This is a genomic window from Pseudomonas sp. 18175 (genome assembly GCF_050432925.1).
Lineage (GTDB): Bacteria > Pseudomonadota > Gammaproteobacteria > Pseudomonadales > Pseudomonadaceae > Aquipseudomonas.
Genome location: NZ_JBKFTO010000006.1, coordinates 258149 through 275841, shown reverse-complemented (window position 1 = coordinate 275841; position 17693 = coordinate 258149). Strand labels below are relative to the sequence as shown.

The window sequence follows — 17693 nt, the reverse complement described above, 5'->3', positions numbered from 1 at the left end:
TGAACCCCCTCGTGCATGTATGTGCATGCTGTGCAAAATAAAAAAATGGGCGAAACGCCCATCCTTGAAACGCCGTCGAACAGCGGCGTTGAAAGTGTCCAGCTAACAAAAAGCCCCTTAAAAGGGGCTCCGCTAAAACTGGTTGCGGGGGCCGGATTTGAACCGACGACCTTCGGGTTATGAGCCCGACGAGCTACCAGACTGCTCCACCCCGCGACAAAGCTGGGGCGGAAGTATACGACCGATCCCTTGCAGGGTCAATGTAACCTTCCACCTACAAGAAAGCCCGCAACAGCGGGCTCTCCTGATAATTGGTACCGAGAAGGGGACTCGAACCCCTACACCCTATGGGCACAACCACCTCAAGGTTGCGTGTCTACCAATTCCACCACCTCGGCAATACAGCGTTTACAACCCTTCTTACTTTTGCTCTTGAGCTGGAGGTACGTCAGTCGCTGGAGTAGCCGACTTTTGCTCTTGAAGCACCGGGACATCATCAGAAGCCGGTTTTGCTTTTGGTACTTCCAACACTGCTGGGTTTGGTAAACCTACTTGAGTCAGCACATGAGCTTTCTCTTTAGCAAAGTAACCTAACCCTAAGCTGGTTATGAAGAAACCGGCGGCAAGTATAGCAGTAAACTTACTAAGAAAGGTAGAGGAACCTTGGCTTCCGAACACAGTATTTGAAGCACCTGCACCGAAAGACGCACCAGCATCCGCACCTTTACCCTGTTGCAACAAAACCAGGGCAACTACGCCCAGGGCAGCCAACAGATGAAAAACGACTACGACTGTTTCCAGCATTTTTTCAGTTTCCCGCGGCGCGACAGATCGCACCGAACTCATCTGCATTCAGGGAAGCTCCACCAATGAGCCCCCCATCGATATCCGGCATGCCGAACAGTTCGACCGCATTGGCCGCCTTCACGCTGCCGCCGTATAGAAGACGCACACCTTGTGCGACTTCAGAATTCTCTGCCGCCAACTGCGCGCGGATGGCTGCGTGCACATCCTGCGCCTGTTGCGGTGTAGCAGTCAGCCCGGTACCAATGGCCCAGACCGGCTCGTAAGCAATTACTGCCTTTGCAAACGCACCAACACCCAGCTCCTCGATGATGCTGCCCAGCTGACGCGAGACAACTTCAAGAGTCTTGCCCGATTCGCGCTCCGCCAAGGTCTCCCCTACGCATAACACTGGAATCAAGCCACAAGCCTGTGCCGCTGCGAACTTGCGATTGAGTGTCCCATCACGCTCGCCCACCATCTGACGGCGCTCGGAGTGCCCGACAAGCACATAGGAACAACCCGCATCGACCAGCTGACTCGGCGAAATCTCACCCGTCAACGCACCTTGCATTGGCTCCACCGCGGAGTTCTGCGCGCCGACCTGAATCGACTTGCCTTTCAAGCCATCAACCACTTGGCTGATATGCAAGCAAGGCGGGAAAACCGCAACATCAACACCGCTCGGCAAGGCCAAGTGACGAAGGCCATTGATCAGCTCAGCGACACTGGCGCGGGTACCGTGCATCTTCCAGTTACCAGCTACCATAGTGCGACGCATGCTGTACCTCGTCGGTCAAAGTGGGCGCAGATGTTACCCAACCACATCATCACTGGCAAGCCGAATTCAGGCGCAAACTTCAGTTACCAGTTTTGCCAGGTCTTCGGCGTGGCCGCGAACCTGTATTTCGTCATCACCTTCGACCATAACGCGCACCAGAGGCTCTGTGCCGGACTTGCGCAACAGCACCCGCCCACGCCCCGCCATTGCAAGGGTCACACGCTCGCACGCCTCTTTGACAGCCGGGTGCTCGATCGGGTTTTCGCCGCCTGCAAAGCGCACGTTCAGCAGAACCTGTGGGCACTTACGCAACGCCTGACGCGCCTGGGCGAGGCTCTCCTCGCGACGGCGCAACGACAACAACACCTGCAACGCAGCAATAATCGCGTCACCGGTAGTGGTGTGCTGGAAGCAGACGACATGCCCTGAGTTCTCGCCACCTACCTGCCAATTGCGCTCCAGCAGCTCAGCGATCACGTAACGGTCACCGACGTTTGCACGCACAAATGGAATCCCGAGATCAGCCAGGGCCAACTCCAGCCCAAGGTTGCTCATCAAGGTACCGACGACACCGCCTTGCAGCTTTTCACGCTCATGCAAATCGCGAGCGATGATAAACAACAAGTCATCACCGTCCACCACCGCACCCGTGTGATCCACCATCAGGACTCGGTCGCCGTCCCCATCAAAGGCAATCCCCAGGTCGGCATGTTCAGCCAGAACCGCTGCCTGCAATTGCTCCATATGAGTAGAGCCGCAGTTCTCATTGATGTTCAAACCGTTAGGCTGAGCCGACAACACGGTGACATCCGCCCCCAGCTCCTTGAACACACTTGGAGCAACCTTGTAGGTCGCACCGTGAGCGCAGTCGACAACGATCTTGAGGCCTGCAAAATTGGTGCTGGTAGGCACGCTGCTTTTGCAAAATTCGATATATCGGCCGGAAGCATCATTGATTCGCGAGACCTTGCCCAACTTGCTGGACTCCACCACCGTCATCGGCGCATCCAGCAACTCCTCGATCATCAACTCGATCTCGTCCGGCAGCTTGGTGCCTTGGCCAGAGAAAAACTTGATGCCGTTATCATCATGAGGATTATGCGAAGCGCTGATCACAATACCGGCTTCAGCGTGAAAGGTACGCGTCAGGTAGGCGATCGCCGGTGTCGGCATCGGCCCCAGCAACATGACATCAGCCCCCGCAGCGGACAAACCGGCCTCCAGTGCAGATTCAAACATGTACCCGGAAATCCGGGTGTCCTTACCTACCAGGATGCGGCACGCGCCCATGCTACGGAACGCCATTCCTGCCGCCCAGCCCAGCTTAAGCATGAAATCAGGAGTAATCGGAAACTCGCCGACACGACCCCGGATACCATCGGTACCAAAGTATTTCTTAGTCATAAGTGCTCCTTCATTCTTATTCGGCAGATTCTACGGCGGCAATCATGCGCACCACATCCACGGTCTCGGCAACATCGTGCACCCGCAAGATGCGCGCCCCCTTGGTCACGGCAAGCGCCGCCAAGGCAAGGCCACCATACAGCCGCTCACCCACTGGGCGATTCAAGGCCAGCCCTATCATGCTCTTGCGCGAAACACCGACCAACAGCGGCCGACCAAGGGCATGCAGGGATTCCATGTGCTTGAACAGGCTCAAGTTGTGTTGCAGGGTCTTGGCGAAGCCAAAGCCAGGATCGAGGATGATCTTCTCAGCAGAAATTCCCGCCGTGGCGCACTGAGCGACACGCTCGGCAAGAAAACCGCTCACCTCGCCAACAAGATCATCATAGTGCGGGCTGTCCTGCATATTGCCGGGCTCGCCCAGCATATGCATCAGACACACCGGCAAACCAGTAGCTGCGGCGGCGTCAAGGGCGCCATCGCGCTGGAGAGAGCGCACATCATTGATCAACCCAGCACCTAGGCGTGCAGTTTCACGCATCACTGCCGGTGTAGAAGTATCTACCGAGATGATCACATCCAACTCACGGGCAATTCGCTCAACGATCGGCGCCACTCGCTCAAGCTCCTCCAACGGAGAAACAACGCGAGCGCCGGGCCGGGTCGACTCGCCACCGACATCTATCAAGGTCGCGCCAGCCGCCACCATTGCCTCGGCGTGACGCAACGCTGCATCAAGCTGGCTAAAACGGCCGCCGTCTGAAAAAGAATCGGGGGTTACATTAAGAATGCCCATGACATGCGCATGGGCCAAATCAAGAACCCGATTGCCGCAAGGCAACCGGGTGGAGGACAACGCAGAAGTCATTTCAAACCTTAATGGTCAGCTGCCGGGCCGCCGATAGGGGTTTCTGGGCGTTCATTCTGAACCACTGGCGGGGTGCCAGAAGTTCCGGAACCGCCTTCCCAATCGCGCGGCTCACGAGGCGCACGACCCGCCATGATGTCGTCGATTTGATCGGCATCGATGGTCTCGTACTTCATCAGCGCATCAGCCATGGCATCCAGCTTGTCACGGTTATCCGTCAGAATCTGTTTCGCCGTGCCATAGCACTGATCGATGATGCTGCGCACTTCGGAGTCGATCAGCTTAGCCGTCTCACCGGAGAAACTGGCGCTTTGACCGCCACCACCGCGACCCAGGAATACCTCACCGTCCTCCTCAGCATACATCAAAGGACCGAGTTTTTCCGACAAACCCCACTTGGTCACCATATTCCGCGCAATCTGGCTGGCACGCATGATGTCGTTGGAAGCACCGGTAGTCACACCGTCAAAGCCGAGGGTCATTTCTTCCGCAATACGACCGCCGTAGAGCGAGCAGATCTGGCTGATCAGTGCACGCTTGGAGAGGCTGTAGCGGTCCTCTTCCGGCAGGAACATGGTGACACCCAATGCCCGACCGCGAGGAATGATCGACACCTTGTAAACCGGGTCATGCTCAGGCACAACGCGACCAACAATGGCGTGACCGGCTTCGTGATACGCGGTGTTCTGCTTTTCTTTCTCGGACATAACCATGGACTTGCGCTCGGCGCCCATCATGATCTTGTCTTTGGCCAGTTCGAACTCTTTCATTTCAACAATGCGCTTGCCGGTACGGGCTGCAAACAGCGAAGCCTCGTTGACCAGGTTGGCCAGGTCGGCACCGGAGAACCCCGGAGTACCACGAGCGATCACGGCCGGAGCCACGTCGTCACCCATAGGCACCTTGCGCATGTGAACTTTCAGGATCTGTTCGCGACCACGAATATCCGGCAAACCCACTACGACCTGACGGTCAAAGCGGCCTGGACGCAGCAGAGCCGGGTCCAACACGTCAGGACGGTTGGTCGCAGCGATAACGATGATACCGTCATTCATTTCAAAGCCGTCCATCTCAACCAGCAACTGGTTAAGAGTCTGCTCACGCTCATCATGACCACCGCCCATGCCGGCGCCACGATGGCGACCAACGGCGTCGATTTCATCGATGAAAATGATGCATGGCGCGTGCTTTTTAGCCTGTTCGAACATATCGCGAACCCGGCTGGCACCAACACCTACAAACATTTCAACGAAGTCAGAACCGGAAATGGTGAAGAACGGCACCTTGGCTTCGCCGGCAATCGCCTTGGCCAGCAAGGTTTTACCGGTACCCGGAGGACCGACCATCAGCACGCCGCGAGGAATACGGCCACCCAGGCGCTGGAACTTACCCGGATCACGCAGGAACTCTACGAGTTCGCCAACCTCTTCCTTGGCTTCGTCGCAACCAGCAACGTCAGCCAGGGTGGTCTTCACCTGATCTTCGGAGAGTAGGCGCGCCTTGCTCTTGCCAAAGCTCATCGGCCCGCCCTTGCCTCCCGCGCCACCTTGCATCTGGCGCATGAAGAACATGAACACGGCAATAATCACTAGGATCGGGAAGCTGGCCACCAGGAGTTGGGTCCAGATGCTTTGCTGCTCAGGCTGCTTGCCTTCGACAACCACGTGGTTATCCACCAGGTCGCCGATCAGACCGTTGTCCTGGATTGCCGGACGAATGGTCTTGAAGCTGTCGCCATCGTTGCGTTTGCCGGTGATCACGTAGCCATCAACCGCTACGCGCTCGACCTTGCCATCCTTAACTTGCTGGATGAAGTCGGAATAGTTGAGGGTCTGCGGCTCGTTAGGGCTGGAGAAGTTGTTCATCACCGTCACCAGGACAGCCGCGATGATCAACCACAGGATCAGATTCTTTGCCATATCGTTCAATTAACTACCCTCTGAAGCAAGCTCCGCTACTGGCGCGCGCTTCGCATGATATTCACCGGCCTAACTTACTACATTACCTACAACTCTGGCAGGCGCCGTCTGTAACCCTTTGTGAAACTTTGACTACACAATATTCGTAAAGCTTCGTGACGAAAGCGACATAAAAAAACCTATCGCCCTCCTCAACTTTCTCAAAAACGCTCTTCACTCGCCGCGCCTTCGACGCCACGGAAGCCACGGCACAGCAGGTATTGCTCTCTGGAGCGGTCTCGGGAAGAGTCTGGTTTGCGCGTCTGCACCTTATCGAACAGCTTTCGGATGTTCTTGTGGTACTCGTCAAAACCTTCACCCTGGAAGACTTTCACCAGGAAATCGCCACCGGGACGCAACACCCGACCCGCCAAATCCAGCGCCAGCTCGCAAAGGAACATGGCACGCGGCATATCGACGGCCGGTAATCCACTCATATTGGGGGCCATGTCGGAAATCACAAGGTCTACCTGCGAATTTCCCACAGCCTCCAGGATTTGGGCGAGTACCGCGTCCTGGGTAAAGTCACCGTGAACAAAGGTCACGTCCGGGATGCTATCCATCTCAAGGATGTCGGAAGCAATAAGTCGACCTTGCCCACCAATCAGACGACTGGTCACCTGGGACCAGCCACCGGGGGCCGCACCAAGATCGATAACGCTCATGCCTGGACGAATCAACTTGTCCTTGTCCTGGATCTCCAGCAGCTTGTAGCTGGCCCGGGAACGGTAACCGTCCTTCTGCGCCTTTTTGACGTAAGGATCGTTGAAATGCTCTTGCAGCCACTTAAGGCTAGTTTTGGAACGGGCCACGGGCCACCTCGAAAAATAAAACGGGTCGTGATTAACTGGGCGGTCCCGGACTCGCTCGGGTAAACTGGCCGCCGCTTTTTACAAGATCAGACGCAGGGGTCAGATTATGCCGCTCACTCAAGAGCAGAAGAAACAGTACAAATCCATTGGCCACCATCTGAAACCAGTTCTGATTGTGGCAGACAACGGTTTGACTGAAGGTGTGTTAGCCGAATTCGAACGCGCGCTGAACGATCATGAACTGATCAAGATCAAGGTCAACATCCTTGACCGCGAAGCACGCCTGGCTGCCGTTGCAGAACTGTGCAAGGTAGGCAAAGCGGACCTGGTCCAGGTCATCGGCAAGATGGCGCTGCTGTATCGCAAGAACTTCAGCGTCAACAAGCAACTGTCGAACGTTCATCGCTTCAAATGATTCAAAGGGTCACGGGCGTGCTTCGCGCGCCCTGCCACTCCACCCTGGCGCCGGCTGCATAACCAGCACCAAACCGGAGAACCCTAGCACAAGATAGCTGAATAGCTGCCAGCGCAACGCTTCCGGCAGCCAGACATGCACGATGCAATACATTGCACATGCATACAGCGCCATCAACAGCAGTTGCCCGCGAATATCCCGCCACAGACTCCCCAAGCCCTCGGCCTTGACCAGCACCAACGCCTGGATCATCACGCACGCCGCTGCAAAACCCACCAGCAACGCGCTCAGTAATCCGTCGATCTCATCGATCAACAACGGTGCCAGGCCAATCAGGCCCAGCGCCGGCAAAACACCAATGTGCAGCAACCACAGGCCGCCCACCCAAAGCATCTGGGAGAGCTGCCAAAGCATGGCGCCCGCACGGAGCGGGCGCCGCCTTTCAGACGTGACGAACTTCGACAATCTCGTACTCGATCACGCCACCCGGCGTCTTCACAGCCACCACGTCACCCTCTTCCTTGGCAATCAAGGCGCGGGCGAGCGGCGAACCAACGGAGATCTTGCCGAGCTTAAAGTCAGCTTCGTCTTCACCCACGATGTGATAGACCACGCTTTCGTCGGTTTCAACGTTGGCGATTTCCACGGTGGTGCCGAAAATCACCTTGCCGGTCTTCGGAATGGTCGTTACATCGATAACCACCGAGTTTTGCAGGCGGCCTTCGATGTCACGGATCCGCGCCTCAACCATACCCTGCTGCTCACGAGCAGCGTGGTATTCGGCGTTCTCCTTCAAGTCACCCAACTCACGGGCCGTACCGATGTCCTGGCTCAGCTTCGGACGGACGACCTTGGTCAGATGGGCGTGCTCCTCTTCCAGGGCCTTGAAGCCCTGGACGGTCATTGGGTATTTGGTCATGCCTTCAATCCTGCGTGTAGATCCTGCAAGCGACGCACGGTCTTTTCCGGACCGAACTTGAGCGCTTCACAGATGGCTTCGCCAGCAGCAATGGTGGTGGTGCAGTAGATCTTGTGCTGCAAGGCGTTACGACGAATGGAGTAGGAATCCGCGATCGACTGGCGACCTTCGGTGGTGTTGATGATCAGCGTGACTTCGTCATTCTTGATCATGTCGACCACGTGCGGACGGCCTTCCGTCACCTTGTTCACGCGACGCACCTTCAGGCCGGCAGCTTCGATCAGCTTGGCGGTCCCGGCAGTGGCCACGACTTCGAAGCCCAAGTTGATCAGATCACGGGCTACGCCTGCAACCAGTGGCTTGTCGTCATCACGTACGCTGATGAACGCAGTACCGCCGGTCGGCAGCACTTCGCTGGCGCCCATCTGAGCCTTGGCGAACGCTTCACCGAAGGTATCGCCCACGCCCATCACTTCACCGGTGGACTTCATCTCTGGGCCCAGGATCGGGTCCACACCAGGGAATTTGGCGAATGGGAATACCGCCTCTTTCACGCTGTAGAAGTTCGGAATGATTTCCTTGGTGAAGCCGATTTCCTTCAAGGTCTTACCAGCCATCACGCGGGCAGCGATCATGGCCAGGGAGACACCGATGCACTTGGAAACAAACGGCACGGTACGGGAAGCGCGCGGGTTGACTTCGATGACGTAGATGTCTTCGCCTTGCAGCGCCAACTGTACGTTCATCAGGCCGACCACGCCCAACTCCAGGGCCATTTTCTTAACCTGTTCACGCATCTCGTCCTGGATGTGCGCCGGCAGCGAATACGGCGGCAGCGAGCATGCGGAGTCACCGGAGTGAACGCCCGCCTGTTCGATGTGCTGCATGATCGCGCCGATCACCACGTCGGTACCGTCGCAGACAGCATCCACGTCCATTTCGATGGCACAGTTGAGGAAGTGATCCAGCAGCACCGGGCTGTCGTTGGACACTTTCACCGCATCACGCAGGTAACGCTTGAGCTCTTCTTCTTCGTAGACGATTTCCATCGCACGACCGCCCAATACGTAGGACGGACGCACCACCAACGGGTAGCCGATCTTGCTGGCTGCACGGATGGCCTCGTCTTCGCTGCGCACGGTAGCGTTTGGCGGCTGACGCAGGTTCAGGCGCTCAACCATTTGCTGGAAGCGCTCGCGGTCTTCGGCACGGTCGATGGCGTCTGGGCTGGTACCGATGATCGGTACGCCAGCAGCTTCCAGGGCACGGGCCAGTTTCAGCGGGGTTTGGCCGCCGTACTGGACGATCACGCCTTTCGGCTTCTCGACGCGCACGATTTCCAGCACGTCTTCCAGGGTTACCGGTTCGAAGTACAGGCGGTCGGAGGTGTCGTAGTCGGTGGAAACAGTTTCCGGGTTGCAGTTGACCATGATGGTCTCATACCCGTCTGCACGCAGGGCCAGAGCGGCATGTACGCAGCAGTAGTCGAACTCGATACCCTGGCCGATACGGTTCGGACCACCACCCAGGATCATGATCTTGTCGCGACCCGACGGCGCAGCTTCGCACTCTTCCTCGTAGGTGGAGTACAGGTAGGCGGTGTCGGTGGAGAACTCGGCGGCGCAGGTGTCAACGCGCTTGTAGACCGGGAAGATCTCCAGCTTGTGGCGATGAGTGCGCAGGTTCTTCTCGGTCACACCCAGCAGCTTGGCCAGACGCTGATCGGAGAAACCTTTGCGCTTGAGACGGAACATCATGTCGCGGTCGATGCTGGCCAGACCCAGGGTCTTGACCTTCTCTTCTTCCTTGATCAGATCTTCGATCTGTACTAGGAACCACGGGTCGATCATGTTCATGCCGAAGATGTCTTCGACGGTCATGCCTGCGCGGAATGCGTCAGCCACGTACCAGATACGCTCGGCGCCCGGCACGGTCAGCTCGCGCTTGAGCACGCTCATGCTTTCTGGGTTGCTCAGGTCAAGCTTCTCGTCCAGACCGCAAACACCCACTTCGAGGCCGCGCAGGGCTTTCTGCAGAGATTCCTGGAAGGTACGGCCGATGGCCATAACTTCACCCACAGACTTCATCTGAGTGGTCAGGCGCGCGTCAGCCTTGGCGAATTTCTCGAAGGCAAAACGTGGCAGCTTGGTCACAACGTAGTCGATGGACGGCTCAAAGGACGCCGGGGTCTTGCCGCCGGTGATGTCGTTCGACAGCTCGTCCAGGGTGTAACCCACAGCCAGCTTGGCCGCGACCTTGGCAATCGGGAAGCCGGTAGCTTTCGAAGCCAGGGCCGACGAACGGGAAACACGCGGGTTCATTTCGATCACGACCATACGGCCGGTGTCCGGGCAGATGCCGAACTGAACGTTGGAGCCGCCGGTTTCCACGCCGATCTCGCGCAATACCGCCAGGGAGGCGTTACGCAGGATCTGGTATTCCTTGTCGGTCAGGGTCTGTGCTGGAGCCACGGTGATCGAGTCACCGGTGTGCACGCCCATCGGGTCGAAGTTTTCGATGGAGCAGACGATGATGCAGTTGTCCTTCTTATCGCGGACAACCTCCATCTCGTACTCTTTCCAGCCGATCAGGGATTCGTCGATCAGCAGCTCTTTGGTCGGCGACAGGTCCAGACCACGGGCGCAGATTTCTTCGAACTCTTCACGGTTGTAAGCGATACCGCCACCGGTGCCGCCCATGGTGAAAGACGGACGGATGATGCACGGGAAGCCCAGGGTCTCAAGGACCGCATTGGCTTCTTCCATGCTGTGGGCGATACCGGAGCGCGGGCACGCCAGGCCGATGGATTTCATGGCCTTGTCGAAACGCGAACGGTCTTCAGCCTTGTCGATGGTGTCGGCATTGGCGCCGATCATCTCTACGCCGAATTTTTCCAGGACGCCTTCGCGCTCCAGGTCCAGGGCGCAGTTCAGGGCGGTCTGGCCACCCATGGTTGGCAGCAGCGCGTCCGGACGCTCTTTCTCGATGATCTTGGCAACGGTCTGCCATTTGATCGGTTCGATGTAGGTGGCATCGGCCATGTCCGGGTCGGTCATGATGGTGGCCGGGTTGGAGTTCACCAGGATGACGCGGTAGCCCTCTTCGCGCAGGGCTTTGCAGGCCTGGGCGCCGGAGTAGTCGAACTCACAGGCCTGGCCGATAACGATCGGGCCAGCGCCGAGAATCAGGATGCTTTTTATGTCTGTACGTTTTGGCATGGGTTTGTCACTCAAATCCGCAGGTCAGTCGGCAAGCCGTCTTGAACAATCTTTGAAGAGCCTGCGGGGGCCACCGAAGTTCGGGGCCGCCCGCAGGCCACTCAGTCAGCGTCGCTTGGCCATCTCATTGATGAAACGGTCGAACAGCGGTGCTACGTCGTTCGGGCCCGGGCTGGCTTCAGGGTGGCCCTGGAAGCTGAACGCGCTCTTGTCGGTGCGCTCGATACCCTGCAGGGAACCGTCGAACAGCGACTTGTGAATGGCGCGCACGTTGCTCGGCAAGGTTGCTTCATCTACCGCAAAACCGTGGTTCTGGCTGGTGATCATCACAACGCCGGTGTCCAGGTCTTGCACGGGGTGGTTGGCACCGTGGTGACCGTGACCCATTTTCAGGGTCTTGGCGCCGGAGGCCAGGGCCAGCAGTTGGTGACCGAGGCAGATACCGAATACCGGAATCTCGGTTTCCAGCACTTCCTTGATCGCCTGGATGGCGTAGTCGCACGGCTCAGGATCGCCTGGGCCGTTGGACAGGAACACGCCGTCCGGTTGCAGCGCGAGCACGTCGCTGGCCGGGGTTTGCGCCGGCACTACGGTGACGCGGCAACCGCGCTCGACCAACATACGCAGGATGTTGTACTTCACGCCGTAGTCGTAGGCCACGACGTGGTATGGCAGGTCAGCGGCTTCGATGGTCGCGTGGCTGTCAGTCTTTAAGTCCCAGACAGTGGAGCGCCACTCGTACTTCTCTTTGACGCTGACGACTTTCGCCAGGTCCATGCCTTTCAGGCCTGGGAAGCCCTGTGCGGCAGCGATGGCTGCGGCTTCGGAAATGTTGTCACCGACCATAATGCAGCCGTTCTGCGAACCCTTTTCACGCAGGATGCGTGTCAGGCGGCGCGTATCGATACCGGCGATTGCCACAACGTTGTTGGCTTTCAGGTAATCGGACAGCGACATCGTGTTACGCCAGTTGCTCGCAACCAGTGGCAGGTCACGAATGACCAAGCCGGCCGACCAGACACGATCAGACTCGACGTCTTCCGGCGTAGTGCCGGTGTTGCCGATGTGCGGATAGGTCAGGGTAACGATCTGTTGGGCGTAGGAAGGATCGGTAAGGATTTCCTGATAGCCGGTCATGGCGGTGTTAAACACCACCTCTCCAACGGTCTGACCGTCGGCTCCAATGGCTTCGCCGCGAAAAATGCTGCCATCAGCAAGGGCGAGTATGGCTGGCTTAGTCAAGAAGACCTCCCGTAAATAAAGCCTGAAAGGGCGATCGCAGGTTGTAAAAAAGCGGAGTGACGTATGGACACGTCACCCCGCTTGTTCACTGAATTATTCTGCGCGCTTTTAGTGGACACACTAAAGCTGTAGCTTACAGAAAAAGGCTTTTTTGGTCCACCGCTAATGAGCCGAAAAGGCAGGGGAATGCGACAGGACGTCGCTTAGCGGGTAAAAACGGGGTCTTAGGATAATCCTGAGGCCCCGTTTTAGCTACTGATTAGTGCAGATCCAGCACATCGCGCATGTCGTACAGGCCCGGCTCGCGACCTTCCAACCACAGCGCAGCACGTACCGCGCCCTTGGCAAAGGTCATGCGACTGGATGCCTTGTGCGTAATCTCCAGGCGCTCGCCCTCGGTAGCGAACAGCACGGTGTGATCACCCACCACATCACCACCACGCACGGTCGCAAAACCAATGGTGTCGCGCGCACGCTCACCGGTATGACCCTCACGACCGTACACAGCGACTTTCGACAAGTCACGACCCAGCGCATCGGCAATAGCCTCACCCATGCGCAGCGCAGTACCCGACGGCGCATCGATTTTATGACGATGATGGGTCTCGATGATTTCGATATCCGCCTCATCACCCAGCACGCGCGCCGCCAGGTCCAACAGCTTGAGCGACAGGTTCACACCGACACTGAAGTTGGCAGCGAACACAACCGGAATATCCCTGCCCGCCTCCACCAACAACTGTTTCTGCTCAGCCGTAAGACCCGTGGTACCAATCACCATGGCCTTGCCCGCCTTGCGACAGAAGGCGAGGTTTTTCAGCATCACGTCCGGCAGGGTGAAGTCGATCAGCACATCGAACTCGTCCGCCACTTGCTCCAGGCTACCCGACAACGACACGCCGATGCGCCCCAGCGAGGCCAGCTCACCTGCGTCCGCACCGATCAACGTGCTGCCTGGGCGAACGATCGCCGCCGTCAGCCCGGAGGCCGGCGAGCGCTGCTGCACTGCTTCTATCAGGTTTTTTCCCATGCGCCCGGCAGCGCCCATTACGGCTATACGTCGCATACTCATATCCTTACAGGTCGCCGAAGAAGCGCTTCACACCATCGAAAAAGCCCGTGGTTTTCGGCGAATGGGATTCGTCACCTTCCAGCGAACTACGGAACTCCTCAAGCAACTCACGCTGACGGCGATTCAGATTGACCGGGGTTTCCACCGCCACACGGCACATCAGGTCGCCAGCACCACCACCGCGCACTGGCGCAACGCCCTTGCCACGGATACGGAATTGCTTGCCGGTCTGGGTACCCTCAGGGATCTTGAGCTTGACCCGACCATCAAGGGTCGGAATCTCCAACTCGCCACCCAGGGCCGCATCGACAAAGCTGATCGGCACTTCACAGAACAGATGCTTGCCGTCGCGCTGGAAGATCGAGTGCTCACGCACATTGATCACCACGTACAGATCGCCCGTAGGGCCACCCTGAGTACCCGCCTCACCCTCGCCCGACAGGCGAATGCGATCACCGGTATCAACGCCCGCAGGCACTTTCACGGAGAGGGTCTTGTATTCTTCGACGCGGCCTTCGCCGTGACAGGAGTCGCAAGGATCGGAAATGATCTTGCCCTGACCATGGCAGCGCGGGCAGGTCTGCTGCACCGAGAAGAAGCCTTGCTGCATGCGCACTTGGCCAATACCGCCGCACGTAGGGCACGTGATCGGCGAAGAGCCTTTTTTGGCACCCGAACCATCGCACGGCTTGCAGTTGACCAGTGTTGGCACACGGATATTGACGCTGGTGCCGCGCACGGCTTCTTCCAGGTTCAACTCCAGGGTGTAGCGCAGATCGCTGCCACGCTGGGCACCGCCACGCTGACCACCACGACCACCGCCAAAGAAGTCACTGAACACATCGCCGAAGATGTCGGAGAAGTTCTGACCACCAAAACCGCCGCCACCACCCATGCTCGGATCGACACCGGCATGACCATACTGATCGTAGGCCGCACGCTTGTTGGGATCAGACAGACATTCGTAGGCCTCATTGGCCTCTTTGAACAATTCTTCGGATTCTTTGCTATCCGGATTACGGTCCGGGTGATGCTTCATCGCCAGGCGACGGTAAGCCTTTTTCAGGTCCGCCTCGCTGGAACCGCGCTCCACACCCAATACTTCGTAATAGTCTCGCTTTGCCATAAGTCTTTGCACTCTTAAGGACGTTCAGCCAGACCCTCCTGAGCCTTGCCAAACTCGTTGAGCCCCAATACAGGCCCGGACCCAACTCACGTCAATTCAACGATCCTGGTCATTACTACTTTTAGCCAGGTACCCGGCCAAAAATGCGGTATTTACTGCTCGGAAAGCAGGAGCATTCCCGATCACACCGCCAACATCCGAACGCTGTCGCATGCTGTAAAAATTCACATACCCCAGACACGCCAACGCGGGAGCAAGCTCCCGCGCGGCGACATCCTACCAGTCACCGCTTGATAGCGGTCAACCGGGCGACCAACTTACTTCTGGTCTTTGACTTCTTCGAACTCAGCATCGACAACGTCGTCATGCTTGGCTTCAGGCTCTGCCTGTTGCGCAGCACCGTCAGCTGGCTGGCCTTGTTCGGCGTACATTTTCTGAGCAACCGGCGCGGAGACTTTCGACAGCTCCTCAACCTTGGCTTCGATGGCAGCCTTGTCGTCGCCTTTGATAGCGGCTTCCAGGGCAACCACAGCAGCTTCGATCGCGGCCTTCTCTTCGTCGGTCACTTTGTCGCCAGCATCAGCGACCATTTTGCGTGTCGAGTGAACCAGGGCATCGCCTTGGTTACGGGCAGCAGCCAACTCGACAAACTCAGCATCCTTAGCAGCGTTGGCCTCACCATCACGGACCATCTGTTGAATTTCTTCATCAGTCAGACCGGAGCTGGCCTTGATTGTGATCTTCTGCTCTTTGCCGGTAGCCTTGTCTTTCGCGCCAACGTGCAGGATGCCGTTTGCGTCGATGTCGAAGGTCACTTCGATTTGTGGCACGCCACGTGGAGCTGGTGGAATCTCAGCCAGGTCGAACTTGCCCAGGGACTTGTTCTGCGCAGCCTGCTTACGCTCACCTTGCAGCACGTGAATGGTCACCGCGCCTTGGTTGTCGTCGGCAGTCGAGAACACTTGCGATTTCTTGGTAGGAATCGTGGTGTTTTTCTCGATCAGCGCAGTCATCACGCCGCCCATGGTTTCGATACCCAAGGTCAGCGGGCTTACGTCCAGCAGCAGCACGTCTTTCACGTCGCCAGCCAATACTGCGCCCTGGATGGCAGCACCCATGGCAACCGCTTCGTCCGGGTTCACGTCTTTACGTGCTTCCTTGCCGAAGAACTCGGTTACTTTTTGCTGAACCAGTGGCATACGGGTCTGACCGCCCACCAGGATCACGTCGTTGATCGCGCCAACGTCGATACCTGCGTCTTTCAGAGCAATACGGCAAGGCTCGATGGTGCGCTGAACCAGGTCTTCAACCAGCGATTCCAACTTGGCGCGAGAGATCTTCACGTTCAAGTGCTTAGGACCGGTGGCGTCTGCAGTGATGTACGGCAGGTTCACGTCGGTCGCATTGCTGGACGACAGTTCGATCTTGGCCTTCTCAGCGGCTTCTTTCAGGCGCTGCATTGCCAGCGGATCACCCTTGAGGTTCATGCCGCTTTCTTTCTTGAATTCGTCGACGAGGTAGTCGATCAGACGAATGTCAAAGTCTTCACCGCCCAGGAAGGTGTCACCGTTGGTGGCCAACACTTCGAACTGGTGCTCGCCGTCAACTTCAGCGATCTCGATCACGGAGACGTCGAAAGTACCACCACCCAGGTCATAAACGATCACGGTGTGGTCGCCCTTGGCCTTGTCCATACCGTAAGCCAGAGCCGCTGCGGTTGGTTCGTTGATGATACGTTTTACGTCCAGGCCCGCGATGCGGCCGGCGTCTTTAGTTGCCTGGCGCTGGCTGTCGTTGAAGTAGGCCGGAACGGTGATGACCGCTTCAGTCACTGTCTCACCCAGATAGTCTTCGGCGGTTTTCTTCATCTTTTTCAAGACTTCAGCCGAGATCTGCGGCGCAGACATTTTATTGCCGTTTACTTCAACCCAGGCGTCACCGTTGTCAGCCTTGGCGATTTTGTAAGGGACCATCTTGATGTCTTTTTGTACGACTTCTTCGTCGAACTTACGACCGATCAGACGTTTTACCGCGTACAGGGTGTTGTGCGGGTTGGTGACCGCTTGGCGCTTGGCCGACTGACCCACGAGGATTTCACCGTCGTTGGCGTAAGCAATGATCGACGGCGTGGTACGCGCGCCTTCGGCGTTTTCGATAACTTTAGCTTTACCGTTTTCCAGAACGGAGACACACGAGTTGGTGGTCCCCAGGTCGATACCGATAATTTTGCCCATGATTTACTCTCCCGAAACTTGAATTTGGTTGCCGCAGCAGTTGTGGCTAACTGCGGTAGCACTTAATCGCTTGACTTATAGATGGGGGCCTTGCGGCGAATTTCAAGCCTGCTCATCAATAGATGGTGCAACCGGTGCAGGAGCCTTGCTCACCACGACCATTGCCGGGCGCAGCAGGCGACCGTTGAGCAGGTAACCCTTCTGGAACGTCTTCAGCACGCTGTTCGGCTGCAGGTCATGGCTTTCCTGCATGGCCATGGCTTGATGATGCTCAGCGTTGAACGGCTCGCCGCCTTGCGGGTCGATTGCTTCCAACTGATAACGCTTCAGGGTGTCCTGGAACATTTTCAGGGTCAGCTCGATCCCTTCGCGCATTGGGCGGATGTTTTCGTCGTCTGGATTGGACAACTCAAGGCCACGCTCCAAGCTGTCGATGATCGGCAGCAAGTCATTCGCAAATTTTTCCAGCGCGAATTTATGCGCCTTTTCAACATCCTGCTCAGCACGACGGCGGACGTTCTGCAGATCGGCGGCAACACGCAAAGACTGGTCCTGCGCAGCAGCCAATTGCTCTTCGAGCACTTGCACACGAGTTGCCAGTTCATCGCCGGCAGCCGAATTGGCGTCTGGAGTTTGCGTATCCTGCGTCTGTTCGTCAGCCATAGATTTCTCCTTTCAAAATCATGCGCGAACCTAACTCGCGCTTCTGTTCCGGTATATGGGGCCACAATTTCCAGGTTCAAGGGCGCAGGCGTTACCAAAAGTCTTTCCTATGAGCAGGATGAATTCCTGCACACCCATTCCCCATTGCGCTAAAAAAAGCCGCCACTCAAGCAAATCGAGCTAAGCACCAGGATTGTC

General features: G+C 57.3%; 15 protein-coding genes and 2 tRNA genes. 1 reads left to right on the top strand and 16 read right to left on the bottom strand.

The window, feature by feature from the left end:
- Positions 1-139: 139 nt before the first annotated feature.
- The 8 genes from ACLD1Y_RS11070 to rlmE form a co-directional block, all read right to left on the bottom strand.
- Positions 140-216, bottom strand: a tRNA-Met gene (locus tag ACLD1Y_RS11070).
- A 96-nt stretch (positions 217-312) separates the two neighbouring features.
- Positions 313-398 (bottom strand) — tRNA-Leu (locus ACLD1Y_RS11065).
- 22 nt (positions 399-420) lie between these two features.
- Complete coding sequence (gene secG, locus ACLD1Y_RS11060; protein ID WP_010206600.1) at positions 421-804, bottom strand: preprotein translocase subunit SecG; 384 nt, start codon at positions 802-804, stop codon at positions 421-423.
- 4 nt (positions 805-808) lie between these two features.
- The gene (tpiA, locus tag ACLD1Y_RS11055; protein ID WP_429478018.1) at positions 809-1564 is read right to left on the bottom strand and encodes a triose-phosphate isomerase; all 756 of its coding nucleotides are present in this window, start codon (positions 1562-1564) and stop codon (positions 809-811) included.
- A 66-nt stretch (positions 1565-1630) separates the two neighbouring features.
- Positions 1631-2968: a phosphoglucosamine mutase gene (gene glmM, locus ACLD1Y_RS11050; RefSeq protein WP_429478016.1), complete on the bottom strand. Its 1338-nt coding sequence runs from the start codon at positions 2966-2968 to the stop codon at positions 1631-1633.
- Between the two features lie 16 nt (positions 2969-2984).
- Positions 2985-3836, bottom strand: a complete 852-nt coding sequence (gene folP, locus ACLD1Y_RS11045; protein ID WP_429478014.1) for a dihydropteroate synthase — start codon at positions 3834-3836, stop codon at positions 2985-2987.
- An 8-nt stretch (positions 3837-3844) separates the two neighbouring features.
- A complete protein-coding gene (gene ftsH, locus ACLD1Y_RS11040) occupies positions 3845-5755 on the bottom strand; it encodes an ATP-dependent zinc metalloprotease FtsH (protein WP_429478012.1) in 1911 nt (636 codons plus the stop codon).
- A gap of 200 nt (positions 5756-5955) precedes the next feature.
- Positions 5956-6606 (bottom strand): 23S rRNA (uridine(2552)-2'-O)-methyltransferase RlmE, encoded by a 651-nt coding sequence (gene rlmE / locus ACLD1Y_RS11035; RefSeq protein WP_032862906.1) that lies wholly within the window; start codon positions 6604-6606, stop codon positions 5956-5958.
- A 106-nt stretch (positions 6607-6712) separates the two neighbouring features.
- On the opposite strand from rlmE, the gene ACLD1Y_RS11030 reads away from it, so the two are divergent.
- A complete protein-coding gene (locus ACLD1Y_RS11030; protein WP_003176146.1) occupies positions 6713-7021 on the top strand; it encodes a YhbY family RNA-binding protein in 309 nt (102 codons plus the stop codon).
- Positions 7022-7030: 9 nt separating this feature from the next.
- Here ACLD1Y_RS11030 and ACLD1Y_RS11025 read toward each other — a convergent pair whose 3' ends face one another.
- From ACLD1Y_RS11025 to grpE, 8 genes are all read right to left on the bottom strand, one after another.
- Positions 7031-7435: an MFS transporter gene (locus ACLD1Y_RS11025; protein WP_429478009.1), complete on the bottom strand. Its 405-nt coding sequence runs from the start codon at positions 7433-7435 to the stop codon at positions 7031-7033.
- A gap of 28 nt (positions 7436-7463) precedes the next feature.
- Entirely contained in the window at positions 7464-7940 is a 477-nt protein-coding gene (gene greA / locus ACLD1Y_RS11020; protein ID WP_003235048.1) for a transcription elongation factor GreA, read from the bottom strand.
- Positions 7937-11158: a carbamoyl-phosphate synthase large subunit gene (gene carB, locus ACLD1Y_RS11015; RefSeq protein WP_429478006.1), complete on the bottom strand. Its 3222-nt coding sequence runs from the start codon at positions 11156-11158 to the stop codon at positions 7937-7939. The genes greA and carB overlap by 4 nt, the downstream gene beginning before the upstream one ends.
- Before the next feature lie 105 nt (positions 11159-11263).
- The gene (gene carA / locus ACLD1Y_RS11010) at positions 11264-12400 is read right to left on the bottom strand and encodes a glutamine-hydrolyzing carbamoyl-phosphate synthase small subunit (protein ID WP_429478004.1); all 1137 of its coding nucleotides are present in this window, start codon (positions 12398-12400) and stop codon (positions 11264-11266) included.
- Positions 12401-12659: 259 nt separating this feature from the next.
- Positions 12660-13466, bottom strand: coding sequence for a 4-hydroxy-tetrahydrodipicolinate reductase (gene dapB / locus ACLD1Y_RS11005; protein WP_429478003.1), 807 nt, complete (start codon positions 13464-13466; stop codon positions 12660-12662).
- Between the two features lie 10 nt (positions 13467-13476).
- On the bottom strand, positions 13477-14598 hold the full coding sequence (gene dnaJ, locus ACLD1Y_RS11000; RefSeq protein ID WP_429478001.1) for a molecular chaperone DnaJ: 1122 nt from the start codon (positions 14596-14598) through the stop codon (positions 13477-13479).
- A 317-nt stretch (positions 14599-14915) separates the two neighbouring features.
- Positions 14916-16832: a molecular chaperone DnaK gene (gene dnaK, locus ACLD1Y_RS10995; protein ID WP_429477999.1), complete on the bottom strand. Its 1917-nt coding sequence runs from the start codon at positions 16830-16832 to the stop codon at positions 14916-14918.
- A 102-nt stretch (positions 16833-16934) separates the two neighbouring features.
- Positions 16935-17495: a nucleotide exchange factor GrpE gene (grpE, locus tag ACLD1Y_RS10990; protein ID WP_429477997.1), complete on the bottom strand. Its 561-nt coding sequence runs from the start codon at positions 17493-17495 to the stop codon at positions 16935-16937.
- Positions 17496-17693: the final 198 nt, after the last annotated feature.